Source organism: Streptomyces sp. NBC_01214 (genome assembly GCF_026340975.1).
In the GTDB taxonomy this organism is placed as follows: domain Bacteria; phylum Actinomycetota; class Actinomycetes; order Streptomycetales; family Streptomycetaceae; genus Streptomyces.
On sequence record NZ_JAPEOS010000003.1, the window covers coordinates 1,965,620 to 1,978,868 of the forward strand.

Consider the following 13,249-nt stretch of genomic DNA (forward strand, 5'->3'; position numbering starts at 1 on the left):
GAGAAGACGGCCCCGTCCGGCTCATCCGCCGGGACGGGGCCGAGTCGTATGGGGACTGCTCGTCAGGAAGAGCCGGCGGCCAGGACCGGGGCTCCACATCGACTGCTCCACTGGGACAAGGACAACGGGTCAGGTCAGGTCGGGTACGACGTTGCCCGGGCTGTCGAGCCACGGCACGTGAGTGCACTCGGGGGGAAGCAGCCGTGCCCACCACACCGGACGCCCCCGCCACCGACGGGCTCGTCGACGGTCTGCTCGCGGCTGTTGCCGAGCGGCTCGGCCAGCCACTGCCCGGCCGCCTGCAAGAGGCCTTCCACCGCGTACCGCGCCACCGGTTCCTGCTCGACAGGATCTGGCTACGCGACGGCTCTGGCGGCTACCGACCCGTGGACCGGGCGACGGAGCCCGACGGGTGGGGCCGCGGCCTACTCGGACGAGCCGCTGGTCACCCAGTTCACCACCGGTCTGCCGTCCTCGTCAGCGTCCATGCCGTCCATGGTCGCCCGCATGCTCCTCCTGGCCGGCCTTGCCGAACACCCTGCCCAGGGCCGTGTGCTGGAGCTGGGCGCGGGGACCGGCTTCAACGCCGGTCTGCTGTGCGCGCTGGTGGGTGACGAGCAGGTCACCACCGTCGACCTTGACCCCACCCTCGCCGCCGACGCGCAGGGGACCCTGAAGACGGCCGGCTGCGCGCCGACGGTCGTGGACGCGGACGTAGCCTTGGGCTGGCCGCCGAACGCTCCCTACGACGTAGTCCTCGCCACGTTCTCCGTCGACCACATCCCGCCCGCATGGCTGACCCAGCTCCGGCCGGGCGGCCGTATCGTGCCCCTCCTGGACCTCCGCTTGGTGCAGCTACGGCACCCTCGCACTCACCGCCGAAGACGGCCGGGCCCAGGGCCGCTTGCACTCCTTCGCCTCCTCTATGCAGATGGCATGCCCTGACGCCGAGCCCGACTCACCGCTAGCCACGCCCGAGGGTGCCGCGAGCGCGGCCGGGTACTCGTCGACGGGGTTGTCTCCGTGGGCGGTCGCGGGCGGCGACCTCGATGCCGAGTTCCACGTCGGCCTCACCGTCCCCGGCGCCTCGTTCGGCTGGGACACCAGCGGCGAACACGCCCCCACCCGCCCTCGGGTCGACGACCCGACCACCGGCTCGTGGGCGGCCGTCGACTCCTGGCGGTTCGAGGACCGCTCCATCGCCCACCGCGACGACCACCAGCCGTACCGCTGAGCACCACACACTTCGGCGAACGGTGCCGAAGCAGGGGGGAGTCGGTCCATCTCGACGTAGGCGACCAAGACCAAGGTGCCTAGGGTCTGCCGTCGCAGTGATCTTGGATTGTGGATCATGGAGTGGTGATACGTCGCCATGTACTGTCCGATGCCGAGTGGGAACTCGGAACTCGTGCAGCCGTTGCTGCCCCGTTCTGTGTTGGGGCGGCCCCGGTTGGACGACCGGACGGTCCTGAACGGAATCGTGTGGAAGTTCCGCACCGGGTTCGCCTGGCGGGATGTCCCTGAGCGGTACGGGTCGTGGGCCAGCCTCTACACACGCTTCCGCAGGTGGGCAGCGGACTGGACCTTCGAGCGGATGCTCCAGGCAGCGCAGGCAAACGCAGACGCCGCAGGCGATGTCGAGTGGCTGGTGTCGGTCGACTCCACCGTCGTCCGCGCCCACCAGCACGCTGTCGGAGCGCGAAAAAGGGGCTCCGAAACCAGGCCCTCGGACGGTCCCGAGGCGGGCTGACCAGCAAAATCCCCCTGGCCTGCGACTGCTCGGCTCGCCCGCTCGCCTTCGTCCCGGCGGGAATACCAACGACTGCACCCAGTTCACCGCCGTGATGGAGGCAATACGGGTGCCCCGATTCGGGCCGGGCCGGCCACGCGTGCGGCTCCACCACATGATCGGCGACAAGGGCGACAGCTCGAAGGCCATTCGCGTCTGGCTGCGTCGCCCACACCATCCCGGAGCGATCCATGCAGTGGCGCGGCATCGCCACCAGGTACTACAAGACCGCCCAACCTGCCAAGCAGCTGTCACCCTCGCATCGCTCCTGATGTGGGCGTGACACTTTGACGACAACTCCTAAGGGTTGTCCCGCTATGACCTGGAGGCCCCTGTCGGGGTTCGAAAAGTGGCGATGCCGTGCGAGCAGTGTGTGTACGGTGCCGGAGTGATCGACACTGATGGCGCTCGGTTGGGTGCGGAGGCCGCGAGGCGGTTGGCTGAGGCGGACTGCTGTGAGATAGCTCCAGGGCTCACGGATGAAGAGTTCAGCCGGATCGAGGCGACCTATGGGTTTGAGTTTTCCCCAGAGCATCGTGCCTTCCTGGCGGCAGGGTTGCCGGTTGCCTCACCTCCCGAGGAAGGCGCAACGTGGCAGCAGCCCTGGCCCGACTGGCGTCACGCGGATGTAGACGACCTGCGCCATCGGCTGGAGTGGCCGGCACGAGAAGTGCTGGGCGACGTCGCTCACGGCAGCTGGCATCCGGCCCTGGGGGTGCGTCCCGCCACCACTGAAGAGGCCGTGGAGGTGGCCCGAGCGGTACTTGCGCAAGCGCCGGACCTCGTTCCCGTATACGCGCACCGCTTCGTACCTGTCGCGACACCCCAGGACATCCGGTCTTGTCGGTGTGGGGAACCGACATCATCTGTTACGGCCACGATCTGGCCGATTACATCGACCACGAGTTCGGCGAGGTTGACGAGGATGCGCCTTGGGCTCCGCAGGCGTCCGTGCCGTTCTGGAAGGACTTCCTCGGCTGAGACTGCCGCCAGCTGGCGCCGACGGTAAATGATCTCTGTCGTGCCCGGTGTGATCACGGCCTCGGAGCCGTCCTGGATAGCCCCATTCACGGGGCTGAGCCCGCGCTGCTTCGGCAAACTTCTGACCGTGCAGCAGTTCATGACGTCCTCGACCTGGCCGGTGGAGGACGTGTGGGCCCGGTTGGCATGCGGCGAGGCGGCACAGGTGTGGGTGGTGGACGACACCGGTTTCCCCAAGGACGGCACCGCATCACCCGGGGTGGCGCGGCAGTACTCGGGCATGTTGGGCAAGGTCGGCAACTGCGAGATCGGTGTCAGTGTCCATGCCGCGTCCGATACCGCCTCGTGCCCACTGTCCTGGAGGCTGTTCCTGCCCTCGTCCTGGGACGGGCCTGAGATGGCCGCAGGCCGCAAGGCCTGCCGGATCCCCGATACCGAGCACCACCCCCCGAAGTGAGAGCTCGCGCTGGAGATGCTTGACGAACTGGCCGGCGCTGGTCTGCGGCCCGCCGCGCTGGTCGCGGACACCGGTTACGGCGCGAACGCCGATTTCCGCCACGGCCTGGAGGACCGGGGTCTGGCCTACGTGCTGCAGGTCAAGAGCGAGATGACCGCCCACGGCAAGGACGCCGAGCCTCACCGGCCTGCCTATGGCGGGCTTGGGTCCCGCCGGCTGCCCCGCTACCGCAGTCGGCCGGTGTCCTTGCGCGAGCATGTGCTGGCCGCGGGCCGGCAGCGGGGGCGGGCCGTGAGCTGGCGCAAGGGGTCGAAAGCGGCGATGAGCTCGCACTTCGTCCTCCTCCGGGTCCGCCTCGCAGGCCGGCGGCCCAAGCCCGCCGACGACGGCACGATCCCGCTCGTCTGGATGATCGCCCAGTGGCCCGAGGACGAGGCCGAGCCGGTGAGGTACTGGGTCTCGAACCTGCCCGCCGACATTCCCGCGAAGGACCTGGTCCGCCTCGCGAAGGCCCGGTGGCGGATCGAGCACGACTACCGCGAGCTGAAAACCTGCCTGGGCCTGGACCACTTCGAGGGACGCTCGTTCACCGGCTGGCACCGCCACGTCACCCTCGTCACCGCAGCCCACCTGTTCCTGACCGAACAGTGGAGGAACCCAAAAGCCCCTGCCAGGGCCTGACCCTCTACCAGGCTCTGGACCTCCTCCAACACCTCATCGCCACTTGGACCGGCACCTGCCCCACCTGCCGACAAACCATCCCCCAATAGCACCACGACACCACCTAACAAAGCACCACTAGACCTCCCACTGCTTCCTACGTCGAGCCGTATCGCCGTACAGCGAGACCCCCAATTCCTCCGCAGCGAGATGCCGGAAGTGCGGTACGGGCAAGAGTAGGGCGAGGCGGATGGAGTGCGGTGCGCGTGTCCGCTATCTGACCGACGCCAAGGCGACCGATGGAATCGAAGCTCTGCGCTTCGCGTGCCTGACACGCTCCGAAAGATCTGGGGTGACCGTTCTTGACGGCTTCCTGGACCACCCAGAGATCACCCCCACACTGTTTGGCTGTGGCTGGCGCGAGCTGCGCATGGCTCAGGGCCAGGCCTCCGGTTTCTTGCCCACTTCTGCGAGGAGAGTTCGCTGCGCCGGTGTCAGTGTGTACGCCGCGAGATGTTCCAGGATGGCGCTGATGGTCACACCTTCCTTCGACACCCAGTCGAGGGCGTCCTCTCCGTCTCGGCGCTCCCAGATCTCGCCGTCTAGACGCAACGGCCGGCCGTTCTCATCCTTACGTGGCACGCGGACTTGGTGGACGGCGATCACGTTCCATTGGTCGTCGAAGACGGGAGAGCCGGCGCTTCCCGGTTCTGTGTCTGCCTGGTAACGGCAGGAGCCGTTCCCCCAGCTTTCGAAACGGCCGTCGAACGAAATCTCCTTCGAGCGGCCCTGCGGGTACCCGGCCAAGCTGATCGGCTCTCCGACGACGAGCTGAGAATGGCGGCTGAGCTTGGTCCAACCGAAGGACCCCCCTGGAGGGCCAGCAGGCCCGTCGCCCAGCAGCACCAGGGCGAACCCGAGGCGCCGGTCGGACATGTAGAACTCGTTGGCCATGAGGGGGTACCGCTGTGTGGACACGGCGGTACCGCCCAAGGCGGCGGGTCGCTCCTCGAACTCGGCAAAGGCCGCTTGCTCAGGTGTGAACGAAAAATCCACGGTGAGCAGCAGCCTCGGCGAGATCAGGAAGCCCGTTGCTACGGCCCGCATGTCCCCAGCCACAGGTACGCAAATACGGGCCACTGGTTCCACCGCACGGACGGCTCGGGACAGGAAATCCCAGGATTGCCGTGACGAGGCTCCGCCCGCTCTGGGGCTGCCTTCTGTAGCCGGGGGACGACCGTCGACATCTGATGGCTGGGTCGTGGCCTCAGCTTGGCGGGCCTGTCGCTCAGCTGCCGCTCGCCGATGCCGGGCGGCAGCGGCCTGCACCTGGCGCTGTCCCCATTGGCGTGCCTTCCACGACTGGTCCATTCCCAGCCCACCTAGCTTGCGATGATCGCGGTTGCTCCAGACCGTACAGGTCCGAGTTATCCGTGGAAGTGAACGGCCCGCGCGACATCGAGCGGATCGTGACGTACGGGATACGTACGCGGGTGGGCCGATGCGACTGGGTGATCTCCCGCTCTGCCCCGCGGTGTCGATCGACGGAGACCGTAGGCGAGGGGTCTGCTGACTTAATGGAAAATGTGCAGAATTCCCTCGCATTGTGGATGTGGCACCACAAGGTCCGTACAACTCTAGCCTCGATCTTTCGTGACGGTCCGTCGGCTTCTTCGGCGGGCCGTTTCGGTTGTTCGGGTCGGTGGCGGGCACGCTGATGGCCCGGCTGTCGCGTCGGGTGGGCGCCGGATTCCACGGCTCCGGTCGGGGTGATGCTGCTCGCAGGGACGGGAACGTGCTGGTCAGTCGGGGTTTGGGAGAGCTTCGAGCCGCGCCAGCGCGTCGGTGATCACGTCGGTCCAGGGCCAGTGGCGTGCGAACCTCAGGTGCCGGCGGCGGGCGGTCGTGACGATCTGGGCGGCGGCGGAGAGAAGGCGGAACCGGAGACGGCGGGGCTCCCACCTGCGGATTTCGCCGGTCAGAGCGAGCATCGGCATCCAGGCCAGCAGGTCCAGGGCGAGCTGGACGATCTCCAGCCAGATCTGGTTCTGTGCGGTGTCGTGCAGGGGCAGGTTGCGCAGGCCGGTGGCCCGCGCGGCCCGAATGCGGTCCTCGGCTCGCGCTCGCTGGCGGTGCCGCAGCTCCAGTGCCGCGATCGGCATGTCGGTGGTGTTGGTGGCGAAGCAGGTCAGCCGCAGTCCGTCAGCGTCGGTGATGCGCAACTGGGCGCCGGGATGGGGCCGTTCCTTGCGGACGATCAGCCGCATTCCCTTCGGCCAGCCCTTGAGGCAGTCGCCGGTGATCTCGGCGACCCAGGCCCCGTCCCGGATCTCGCCGCCGGGCTCGATCGCTGCCGTCCAGGCCGGGGCGGGGACCTTGAGTACGGCCTGGTGGATCTGTTCGGTGAGGGTCATGCCGACCGAGTACGACAGCCACCGTCCGCGCTGGGCGAGCCAGGCGACGAACTCGTGGGTGCCGCCGCCGGAGTCGGTACGGATCAGCGTCCGGCGTCCGCGCCGGTACTTCTTCGGCAGTTGCGCCAAGGCGAGCCCAGCCGTGGTGATGTGGTCGGCGGCGGTGTTACTGCCTGCGTTGCCCGGTCTGAGCAGGCTGGCGACCGGCTCACCGCTCCCGCCGCTTCCGTGATCGACGAAGCCCATCAGGGGGTGGTGTCCGAAGGTCTTCTTCCAGGTCGCGGTGGCGTCCTGCTTCTCGGAGTGGGCCAGCACGAGCACCCCGTCCAGGTCCACGATCACCTGCCCCGCGGCATCCGGCGCCGCAGCGCCGGCCAGCTTCCAGACGCGCTCACGCGCTTCGGCCCGAGCGGCCCTTATAGCGGACAGGGCCTTCGGCCCGGCTGCGGCGAGGGCGTCGACGAGCCGGGAGACCGTCGGGTCGGAGGCCACCGGCCCGAACACGCCGGGCTCGGCCCGCAGCGTCCCGACATCCGCGAGGCAGTCCCCGCCCAGCGCGACCGCGAGGGCCACGTCCAGCAGGATCTTGCCCGGATCGTGCACCGCCCGCGGCCGTCGCCACGGCGCGAGCGCCGCCGATATCGCCTGGTCCAGCCCGGCCTTGCGGACCGTCTCGACCAGCAGCACGGCCCCGGCCTGTGACACCACCCCACGGCCACCGCCCTCGATGCGGACGCGTGGGTAGGACCCGATACGCTTCTTCACCTGGGAAGTGCCTCCGGCGGTGGCAGGAACAAGGACCTCGACAATCCTCATTCTTGCTGGTCAGAGGCACTTCTCGCTTACCTGACCACCCGTCGGACAGCCCGCTTCATGAAAGCGCGAGGCTAGTTGTGGTCGCAGTTGTCTTCTTCGGGTGGCTGCTGTGGCAGGGGCCGTGGGTGCTCGACCGGGGTCACCTTTCGGGAACGCAGCCCGGTCCGGCGGCGGTGGTGACTGGCTTTCGCACGGCTGTGGTGGCTGCCGTAGCCGGTCTGGTGGCAGGCGCAGGGCTGACCTATACCGATCGTACACTCCGGCTCACACGCTCCAGGGACGACGATCAGAGGAGGATCGCAGAGGAAGGCCAGATTACAGACCGGTATTCCACTGCGATCAAACACCTTGCCTCAAATGGAGTCATCGAGCAGTTGGGCGGAATCTTCGCGTTGGAGCGGATCATGCGCGATTCTCAGAAGGACTACTTCATGGTGGTCGAGGTGCTAGCAGCGTTCGTCCGAGAGCGTGCGCCAGCACCGTCTGAGGGCAAGGTATCCGCTGTGCGGGGTTCGCAGACACCTGCCGGAACTCTGCAGGCTGCACTGATGGTTCTTGGCCGGCGGCCAGAGGAGGACGAGCCCTACAGTGTGGATCTTAGCGGCGTCGACTTGCGCAATGCCATTCTGGCTGGGGCCCGTTTGGATGGGGCGATGTTCATTGACTCGCACCTGCAGGGGTCCTATCTGACAGGTGCGTCGTTGAGAGGTGCCCACCTTTGGGGCGCCGATCTCACGGGCACCGATCTAAACGATGCAGATCTGCGGGAGGTGGAAGGTCTGACCGTCGAACAAGTGGTCGCCGCCGAGATCACTTCGTCGACGAAACTGCCTGACGAGATCAGTGGGGCACCGCAGGTGCAAGCTCGGATCGTGGCCGTGGAGCATCAGAGATTTCAAGCCCGGAACTGATCACCGCTTCGGGTCGACGGCGGCGCGCCGGGCAGCCCGTTCTCCAGCCCGCAGGGGATGGCGGATTCATGCGCGCCCTCTACACAATCCTGTAGGGAAGTTGACTCCCACGTCATGTTCGAGCCCAGTCGATGCCGCCCCGGGCGAGTGCTGCGAGTTGTGCCGGGTGGAGTCGGTGGCGGCGTTGTTTCTGGTTGGCGAGCCAGATGCCGGTGCGGTGTTCAGTGCCGTCGGGGAGCCGCTCGACGACAGCCCGCCCCGGCATCCCGCCTTCCCGCGCGATGTACTGCTGGAGGGCTTGGAGTCCTTTCTGGAACGCCTCGCTGCCCGCGCGTGGCCCGGATGCCGTAGCCGTCTTCGCCGCCGCCTTGCGGGCGCGCGGGGTCTTCTTGACGCCGAGTTCGCCGAGCCGGAGCTGCTGTTCCTCGTTCAGCCGGTCCCAGTCCCGCCGCTGGGTGGCGAGCCAGCGTCCGATGTCCTCGCCGTGCCGGGTCACGCCGGGGACGATCGCGGTCAGCCGCGCACCTTCGGCGAGGAGCTGGGCGAGGTAGGCGTAGTGGCGTTGCCAGTCGACCGTCCAACCCAGCGTCCCCGGGTTCCAGTCGGGGTCGATGGCGGCGAGTGCGGCGGCTCGCCGCTGCGCCCGTTCGGGGTCTTTGCCGAGTCCGCCGGGGCGGCGGATGTTCGTGAGGTACTGCCCGATCGCGATGTCCAGGATGGTGGCGCTCCGTGGGGCCGCGAGGGTCCTGTGGAGCTGGTAGTAGGCCCGCGCTGCGCCGAGGTTGGTTGCGAAGCCGGCGGCGGCGGTGTCCCACACGACCCCCAGCCCCTCCAGCTCGGCCGACCGCTCGCCGGTCATGGCCCCGGCCCGGAACGTGCGCCGCTGATCCGACAGCCACCGCCCCAGCGGGAACAACCCGTCAGCATCCACGTGCTCGTAGGGGACGTCGAGATGCCCCTCACGCTGCCGGTACTGCCATGCGGCTTCCACGCCCCGGCGCCAGTCCTGACGCTCGGTGTTGATAACGGTGTAACTGCGACATCTCGGTTCGCCGTCGCGCAGACTCTCATCGAAATGACACAGAGCTTCCCTGATCGCCAGAGATATGGCAGGGCATCGCTTGCGATAGCGCGTGACGTAGAGTGAGAAGATCCAGACATTTCGATGAGACGCCCTAAAGAACCGCCCGATGGCCTGCGGATTCTCCTCGTTCCTGCACGTGTGTGGTGTCTCCTTGTGCGTGGGGGAATGTGCGGGGCCGGTCGAAACCCGCGTGTCCGTAGTAGGAAAGACCCCCACAAGTGGGGAACGCACTCGCTGAACTGCAGCCTTGTGAGGTGGTGTTACGGTCCCAGGCTACGGCGCAATATCACCCCAGAACGCGATGCTGCCTGACCCGTCTCTACTTGATGGCCATGAGTACGGCGCTGATGGAGGTCAAGATGGCCGCGAGAGTCTTTCCGGATGCTGCGAGGCATCGAGGCACTGGTTCACCGCCCCTGCGGGTCACGGCGAACGCGGCGCTGGCCTGTCAGAGGCGTTGTGTACCCTCACGCGGTGATAATTGACCAGAACGCGAGGGTTACCCCTAAGTGTTACCAGAGTCCTTCTTTGCGTCGGACGGTCGGTAGACGGATAGGGCGAGCGGACCAGGACGACATGCTGCGAGCGTTCCTGTGGGTGAGTGAAGTGCGCATGGCTGTCGGCCTCGCCCGCGAATGGCGCAGCTTCCTGAAACAGGTCACTCGAGAGAGGACAGAGGCTGAACACAGGCGGGACAGCAACGCCCATCGATCCCCGGACCAGGTGACAGAGGATACCTGGCAGGTCGCCCGGAAGCTGGTGAAGCATCTGGGCGCTGAAGAGTTCGAGGCGCAGCATGCACTCGCCGAATGTGAGGCCGCGGCCGGAGTGTTCGGCAGCCAGCTGGGCAAAGACCTCCGCCTCCAGGAGGAACGTCTGTCAGACCTGAGGGCAGCACTCTCGGGTCTGCGGAGCCAGCTGTCGGGGGCGAAGAAGCGTCTGGACAGCCTGCTGGAGAAGGACCGGAAGAGGCTGCGCCAGATTGCCGAAATCGAGATGTTGAAGCGACAGGCTTCTACCGACGCGGGTACCTCCTTGCACCAGCTCGATCAGATGACACAGCAGGACTTTGAGCAGGCCGTACGAGAGGCCACCCAACGATCGGGCTTTGAGGTCGTCCACTATGAGCCCCGGATGATCGAAGTGAAACGAGCAGGCTCTAAAGGGATCATCTTCTGCGAACACGGCAGGCACCCCACGAGGGACGAATACACCAGCATCGAGCAGATCGTCACCGCACAACGCCTGGCCAGCGAACGGGGACACAGCTCCGTGCTGGTGATCACCAATCTTCGTTTCGTCTCGTATCCCGCGCACCGGTTCATGCAGGGCCGGCACCCGAAGGTACAGCTTGTCCAGCGCTTTGAGCTTCAGCGCTGGATCGAGTGGGGCGTACCCCTGGATGGCCTGGTGAAGCACTTCTGATGCACATCAACTGGACAACATCGGTGCCGGTTCCGCAGTACCCGAAGCCGAAGCTCCGTAACGAGCTGAACCGCCGGATAGCAGCAGCCACTGACGATGACCTGCTTGCGGCGTACCTTCACTGGACCGAGGGCCGTGTCGCGGTGGAGCAGGTCAGCGCGGCAACCGCCCTTGAAGGAACGATCGAAAGAGAGCAGGGGCACCTGGGTGCCTTGCGCATGCCCGCGGGAACCCTGTTCTGGGTGCAGTACGCCAAGGCTCGTCACGCGCTTGACTCTGAGCTCGCTCGGCTTGGCGACGCCTCCGGAGCCGCTGCCCGTACAGCCAGACTCGTTTGGGAAGAGCTTCGGAAAGGGACCACGGAAGACCTCCGTGCCAGCTTCAAGCAGCGACCGCAGCAGCAGGAGGCACCAGCTGAGCGCCTCGGGCCTCTCATGGACCAGATAGGCGGGATCGACCAAGCGCTGAACCGCGCCATGAGGGTCTACCGCGAGGCCATGCACGATGTAGCGCTGAGAGAACATGACCTGCATGCGTTCGTTGCCTCCCAGGCCAGCATCGCTCTTGAAGACATCCACACAATGTCGCCAGCAGCGTTCGAGCAGATGGTGGCAGCTCTGGCGAGCCGTGATGGTCACACGATCCTTCGAAGCGGTGGCAGATCCGGGGACCTCGGAGCCGACGTGATCACGGTGGCGCCCGACGGCAGCCGAATGGTTTTGCAGTGCAAGCATCGCCATGGTGGTCAGGGAAAGGTCGGATCGCCCGACATCCAGACACTCAACGGGACCGCCCGCCCTGAGCACAAGGCTGACATAGTCGTCGCGGTCACCAACGGGACCTTCACCAAACCCGCTCGCGAGTTCGCCGACAACCACGACATCAACCTCATAGGCGGGGCACTGCTGCGACGCTGGGCGACATGGGGCGAGCCCCTGCTCTCCGTCTTGGGCGTCGGCGATCCGGAGACGGGAAGCAGCGGCACAACATGGTGGCGCTCTGCCTGAACACCAGGTCTGAGAGGGCGCTCCTGCTGTACAAAAGCGCCCTCTCAGGGAGGACGAACGTACGGTTGAAACCTGTCGCAGAAGGCTTCGGTGCTGGCATTTCGTGGCGGCTGGCCCCGCTTCGAGGACTCCGGCCTGTGCCGGCTCGCGTGGCCCCTGCCTCTTGGCGCGGCCGAATGGTCAGACGCGGCCCCAGCCGGACACAGCGTCCGTGAGTCTGGAGCGGAGCTACTCGTCCCCAGTCCCCGCGTTCACCCGCCCCGGCTCACCGCGCCTGGCGCTGGAGACCGTACTCGGGCCACTGGGCCGGGCCGCAGGGCCGGTCCTCGCCTGCGCCTGCTGCGGAGCCGCGTCCCGGGACGCGGAGTGCGTGACGTGGCGGGAGCAGATGAGCGGTTCCGGCTGGTCGCACTGACCTCCCCCTCCAGCGCACGGCGACGTGGGCCGGGGGCGGAGGGGCGGCGGGTCCGGACAAGCCGGGCCCGCCGTCGTGCGTGTTCGGCGCGAGTGGGGCAGCGTCCTCGCGGAGGCGTTCCCGATGGCGGCGGCGGTTGAGCCGGGCGGCCGGGGCTCGGTGGCCGTTTGCGGACTGGATCGCAGGCGCCGCAGGTGGAATGGTCTTCCGCTCGCTCAGACGGAGGCCACCCTCACGTCCGCCGAACTGCGAAAAGGCCGATCAAGTTCGAGGCGTGGTCGAAGGGCAATCCAGATGCTCGCTCATCGAGTGCAGTTCTGCGAATTCGTCAGCGAGCATGCCCATCAGGACGAGGTCGTGGTGCCGACCGGCGAAGAACACGTGGTCACGAAGGCGACCCTCCTCGACGAAGCCGAGCCGACGATGAAGGGCCAGCGATGCTTCGTTGTGCGCGGAGATCCGCGCTTGGCACTTGTGATAGCGCCGCTCGGCGAACATGAAACGCAGCACCATCACCACAGCTTCTGCGGCGTAGCCTTTGCCCCGATGATCAGCGCCCACCGTGACGCCGCACTCGAACCAGCCCGCACGCGGATCAGCGTGGTGCGAGCCGACGCTGCTGACTATTTTCCCCGTGCCGACCGCTTCGATGGCCAACACGAAGCAGTCGCCATCGGACTTGGCAGCGGCCTGCTCCTTCGCCCAGGTACGGAAGCCCTCGGCGGAGCGAGGCGTTTGTAGTAGGTCTCCCAACCGCTCCTCGTCCACGGCGAAGCGCATGAACGCGATCCAGTCGTCGGGCTCGATACCGCGCAAACGTACCCGCTTGCCCGTCCAGAAAGATGTCATCCGCTATTCGATCACGTTGTAGTGCGCGAGGTCCACATCTTTGCCCACCCCTGAAACCGCCTGTGACCTGGCACTTCAACGTTGCCGAACATGCCAGGGATGGAGGGCGTTCAGTGCCGGACGTCAAACGACAAGTGTCTGTTTCTGAACCCTGTGCCCCCAGTGGTGGTACTACCGTCGGTAGAGCAGCCGTCCACCACGGCTCCGTCGGCTCCTTCCAGCGCAGCCCGGGCGGTGGTGAGGGTCAGGACCAGGCCGGGGTCGGTGGGGACGTCGTCGATGTACGGGAGGGAGGCGGCCGGGCGGCCGGGGTCGCGGGCGTCCAGGGAGGCGGCGAACTCCGAGACGATGTGGGGGTGGAGGGCCTCGCTCACTGCCTTGCACAGCTGCTCGGCGTAGGCGGTGCGCTCGGCGGGGCCGGACACGGTGGGAACGCCTGCG

General features: G+C 66.9%; 12 protein-coding genes and 3 pseudogenes. 10 read left to right on the forward strand and 5 right to left on the reverse strand.

All coding sequences use genetic code 11. From position 1 onward, the window contains the following. The first annotated feature begins 48 nt into the window (after positions 1 to 48). From OG594_RS45620 to OG594_RS45645, 6 genes and pseudogenes are all read left to right on the forward strand, one after another. Entirely contained in the window at positions 49 to 945 is an 897-nt protein-coding gene (locus OG594_RS45620; protein ID WP_266608571.1) for a protein-L-isoaspartate O-methyltransferase, read from the forward strand. Continuing rightward, complete coding sequence (locus OG594_RS45625; protein WP_266608573.1) at positions 932 to 1,234, forward strand: hypothetical protein; 303 nt, start codon at positions 932 to 934, stop codon at positions 1,232 to 1,234. The genes OG594_RS45620 and OG594_RS45625 overlap by 14 nt, the downstream gene beginning before the upstream one ends. A 204-nt stretch (positions 1,235 to 1,438) precedes the next feature. Then, positions 1,439 to 1,955, forward strand: a pseudogene (locus OG594_RS45630) (IS5 family transposase); the annotation flags it as partial. Positions 1,956 to 2,635: 680 nt separating this feature from the next. After that, positions 2,636 to 2,770 (forward strand): hypothetical protein, encoded by a 135-nt coding sequence (locus OG594_RS45635; protein ID WP_266608575.1) that lies wholly within the window; start codon positions 2,636 to 2,638, stop codon positions 2,768 to 2,770. Positions 2,771 to 2,810: 40 nt separating this feature from the next. Continuing rightward, positions 2,811 to 2,900 (forward strand): annotated as a pseudogene (locus tag OG594_RS45640) (IS5/IS1182 family transposase); the annotation flags it as partial. Further along, positions 2,898 to 3,908: pseudogene (locus OG594_RS45645) on the forward strand (IS701 family transposase). The pseudogenes OG594_RS45640 and OG594_RS45645, both read left to right, overlap by 3 nt. 414 nt (positions 3,909 to 4,322) lie before the next feature. On the opposite strand, the gene OG594_RS45650 reads toward OG594_RS45645, so the two are convergent. Further along, positions 4,323 to 4,994, reverse strand: coding sequence for a serine protease (locus OG594_RS45650; protein WP_266608577.1), 672 nt, complete (start codon positions 4,992 to 4,994; stop codon positions 4,323 to 4,325). A gap of 695 nt (positions 4,995 to 5,689) precedes the next feature. Continuing rightward, positions 5,690 to 7,066: an IS1380 family transposase gene (locus OG594_RS45655; RefSeq protein ID WP_266594891.1), complete on the reverse strand. Its 1,377-nt coding sequence runs from the start codon at positions 7,064 to 7,066 to the stop codon at positions 5,690 to 5,692. A 128-nt stretch (positions 7,067 to 7,194) separates the two neighbouring features. Between OG594_RS45655 and OG594_RS45660 the strand changes: the two genes are divergently transcribed. Continuing rightward, positions 7,195 to 8,028 carry a pentapeptide repeat-containing protein gene (locus tag OG594_RS45660; protein WP_266608579.1) on the forward strand — a complete coding sequence of 278 codons (834 nt, stop codon included), beginning with the start codon at positions 7,195 to 7,197 and terminating at the stop codon, positions 8,026 to 8,028. A gap of 112 nt (positions 8,029 to 8,140) precedes the next feature. Here the strand turns inward: OG594_RS45660 and OG594_RS45665 are convergent, their stop codons facing one another. Continuing rightward, positions 8,141 to 9,343, reverse strand: a complete 1,203-nt coding sequence (locus OG594_RS45665; protein WP_323185477.1) for a helicase associated domain-containing protein — start codon at positions 9,341 to 9,343, stop codon at positions 8,141 to 8,143. A gap of 345 nt (positions 9,344 to 9,688) precedes the next feature. Between OG594_RS45665 and OG594_RS45670 the strand changes: the two genes are divergently transcribed. The 3 genes from OG594_RS45670 to OG594_RS45680 all read left to right on the forward strand — a co-directional run bounded on the left by OG594_RS45670 (position 9,689) and on the right by OG594_RS45680 (position 11,959). Continuing rightward, positions 9,689 to 10,537, forward strand: coding sequence for a restriction endonuclease (locus OG594_RS45670; protein ID WP_266608581.1), 849 nt, complete (start codon positions 9,689 to 9,691; stop codon positions 10,535 to 10,537). Further along, positions 10,537 to 11,544 (forward strand): restriction endonuclease, encoded by a 1,008-nt coding sequence (locus OG594_RS45675; RefSeq protein ID WP_266608582.1) that lies wholly within the window; start codon positions 10,537 to 10,539, stop codon positions 11,542 to 11,544. The genes OG594_RS45670 and OG594_RS45675 overlap by 1 nt, the downstream gene beginning before the upstream one ends. Positions 11,545 to 11,755: 211 nt before the next feature. Beyond that, complete coding sequence (locus OG594_RS45680) at positions 11,756 to 11,959, forward strand: hypothetical protein (RefSeq protein ID WP_266608583.1); 204 nt, start codon at positions 11,756 to 11,758, stop codon at positions 11,957 to 11,959. Between the two features lie 261 nt (positions 11,960 to 12,220). Here the strand turns inward: OG594_RS45680 and OG594_RS45685 are convergent, their stop codons facing one another. Next, complete coding sequence (locus OG594_RS45685) at positions 12,221 to 12,808, reverse strand: GNAT family N-acetyltransferase (protein ID WP_266608585.1); 588 nt, start codon at positions 12,806 to 12,808, stop codon at positions 12,221 to 12,223. A 110-nt stretch (positions 12,809 to 12,918) separates the two neighbouring features. Next, positions 12,919 to 13,233: a hypothetical protein gene (locus OG594_RS45690; RefSeq protein ID WP_266608586.1), complete on the reverse strand. Its 315-nt coding sequence runs from the start codon at positions 13,231 to 13,233 to the stop codon at positions 12,919 to 12,921. Positions 13,234 to 13,249: the final 16 nt, after the last annotated feature.

Coding starts and splice junctions, on each gene's coding strand:
- OG594_RS45685 (WP_266608585.1), bottom strand. CDS start 12,808: ATGACATCTTTCTGGACGGGCAAGCGGGTACGTTTGCGCGGTATCGAG.
- OG594_RS45625 (WP_266608573.1), top strand. CDS start 932: ATGGCATGCCCTGACGCCGAGCCCGACTCACCGCTAGCCACGCCCGAG.
- OG594_RS45670 (WP_266608581.1), top strand. CDS start 9,689: ATGCTGCGAGCGTTCCTGTGGGTGAGTGAAGTGCGCATGGCTGTCGGC.
- OG594_RS45620 (WP_266608571.1), top strand. CDS start 49: ATGGGGACTGCTCGTCAGGAAGAGCCGGCGGCCAGGACCGGGGCTCCA.
- OG594_RS45675 (WP_266608582.1), top strand. CDS start 10,537: ATGCACATCAACTGGACAACATCGGTGCCGGTTCCGCAGTACCCGAAG.
- OG594_RS45650 (WP_266608577.1), bottom strand. CDS start 4,994: ATGCGGGCCGTAGCAACGGGCTTCCTGATCTCGCCGAGGCTGCTGCTC.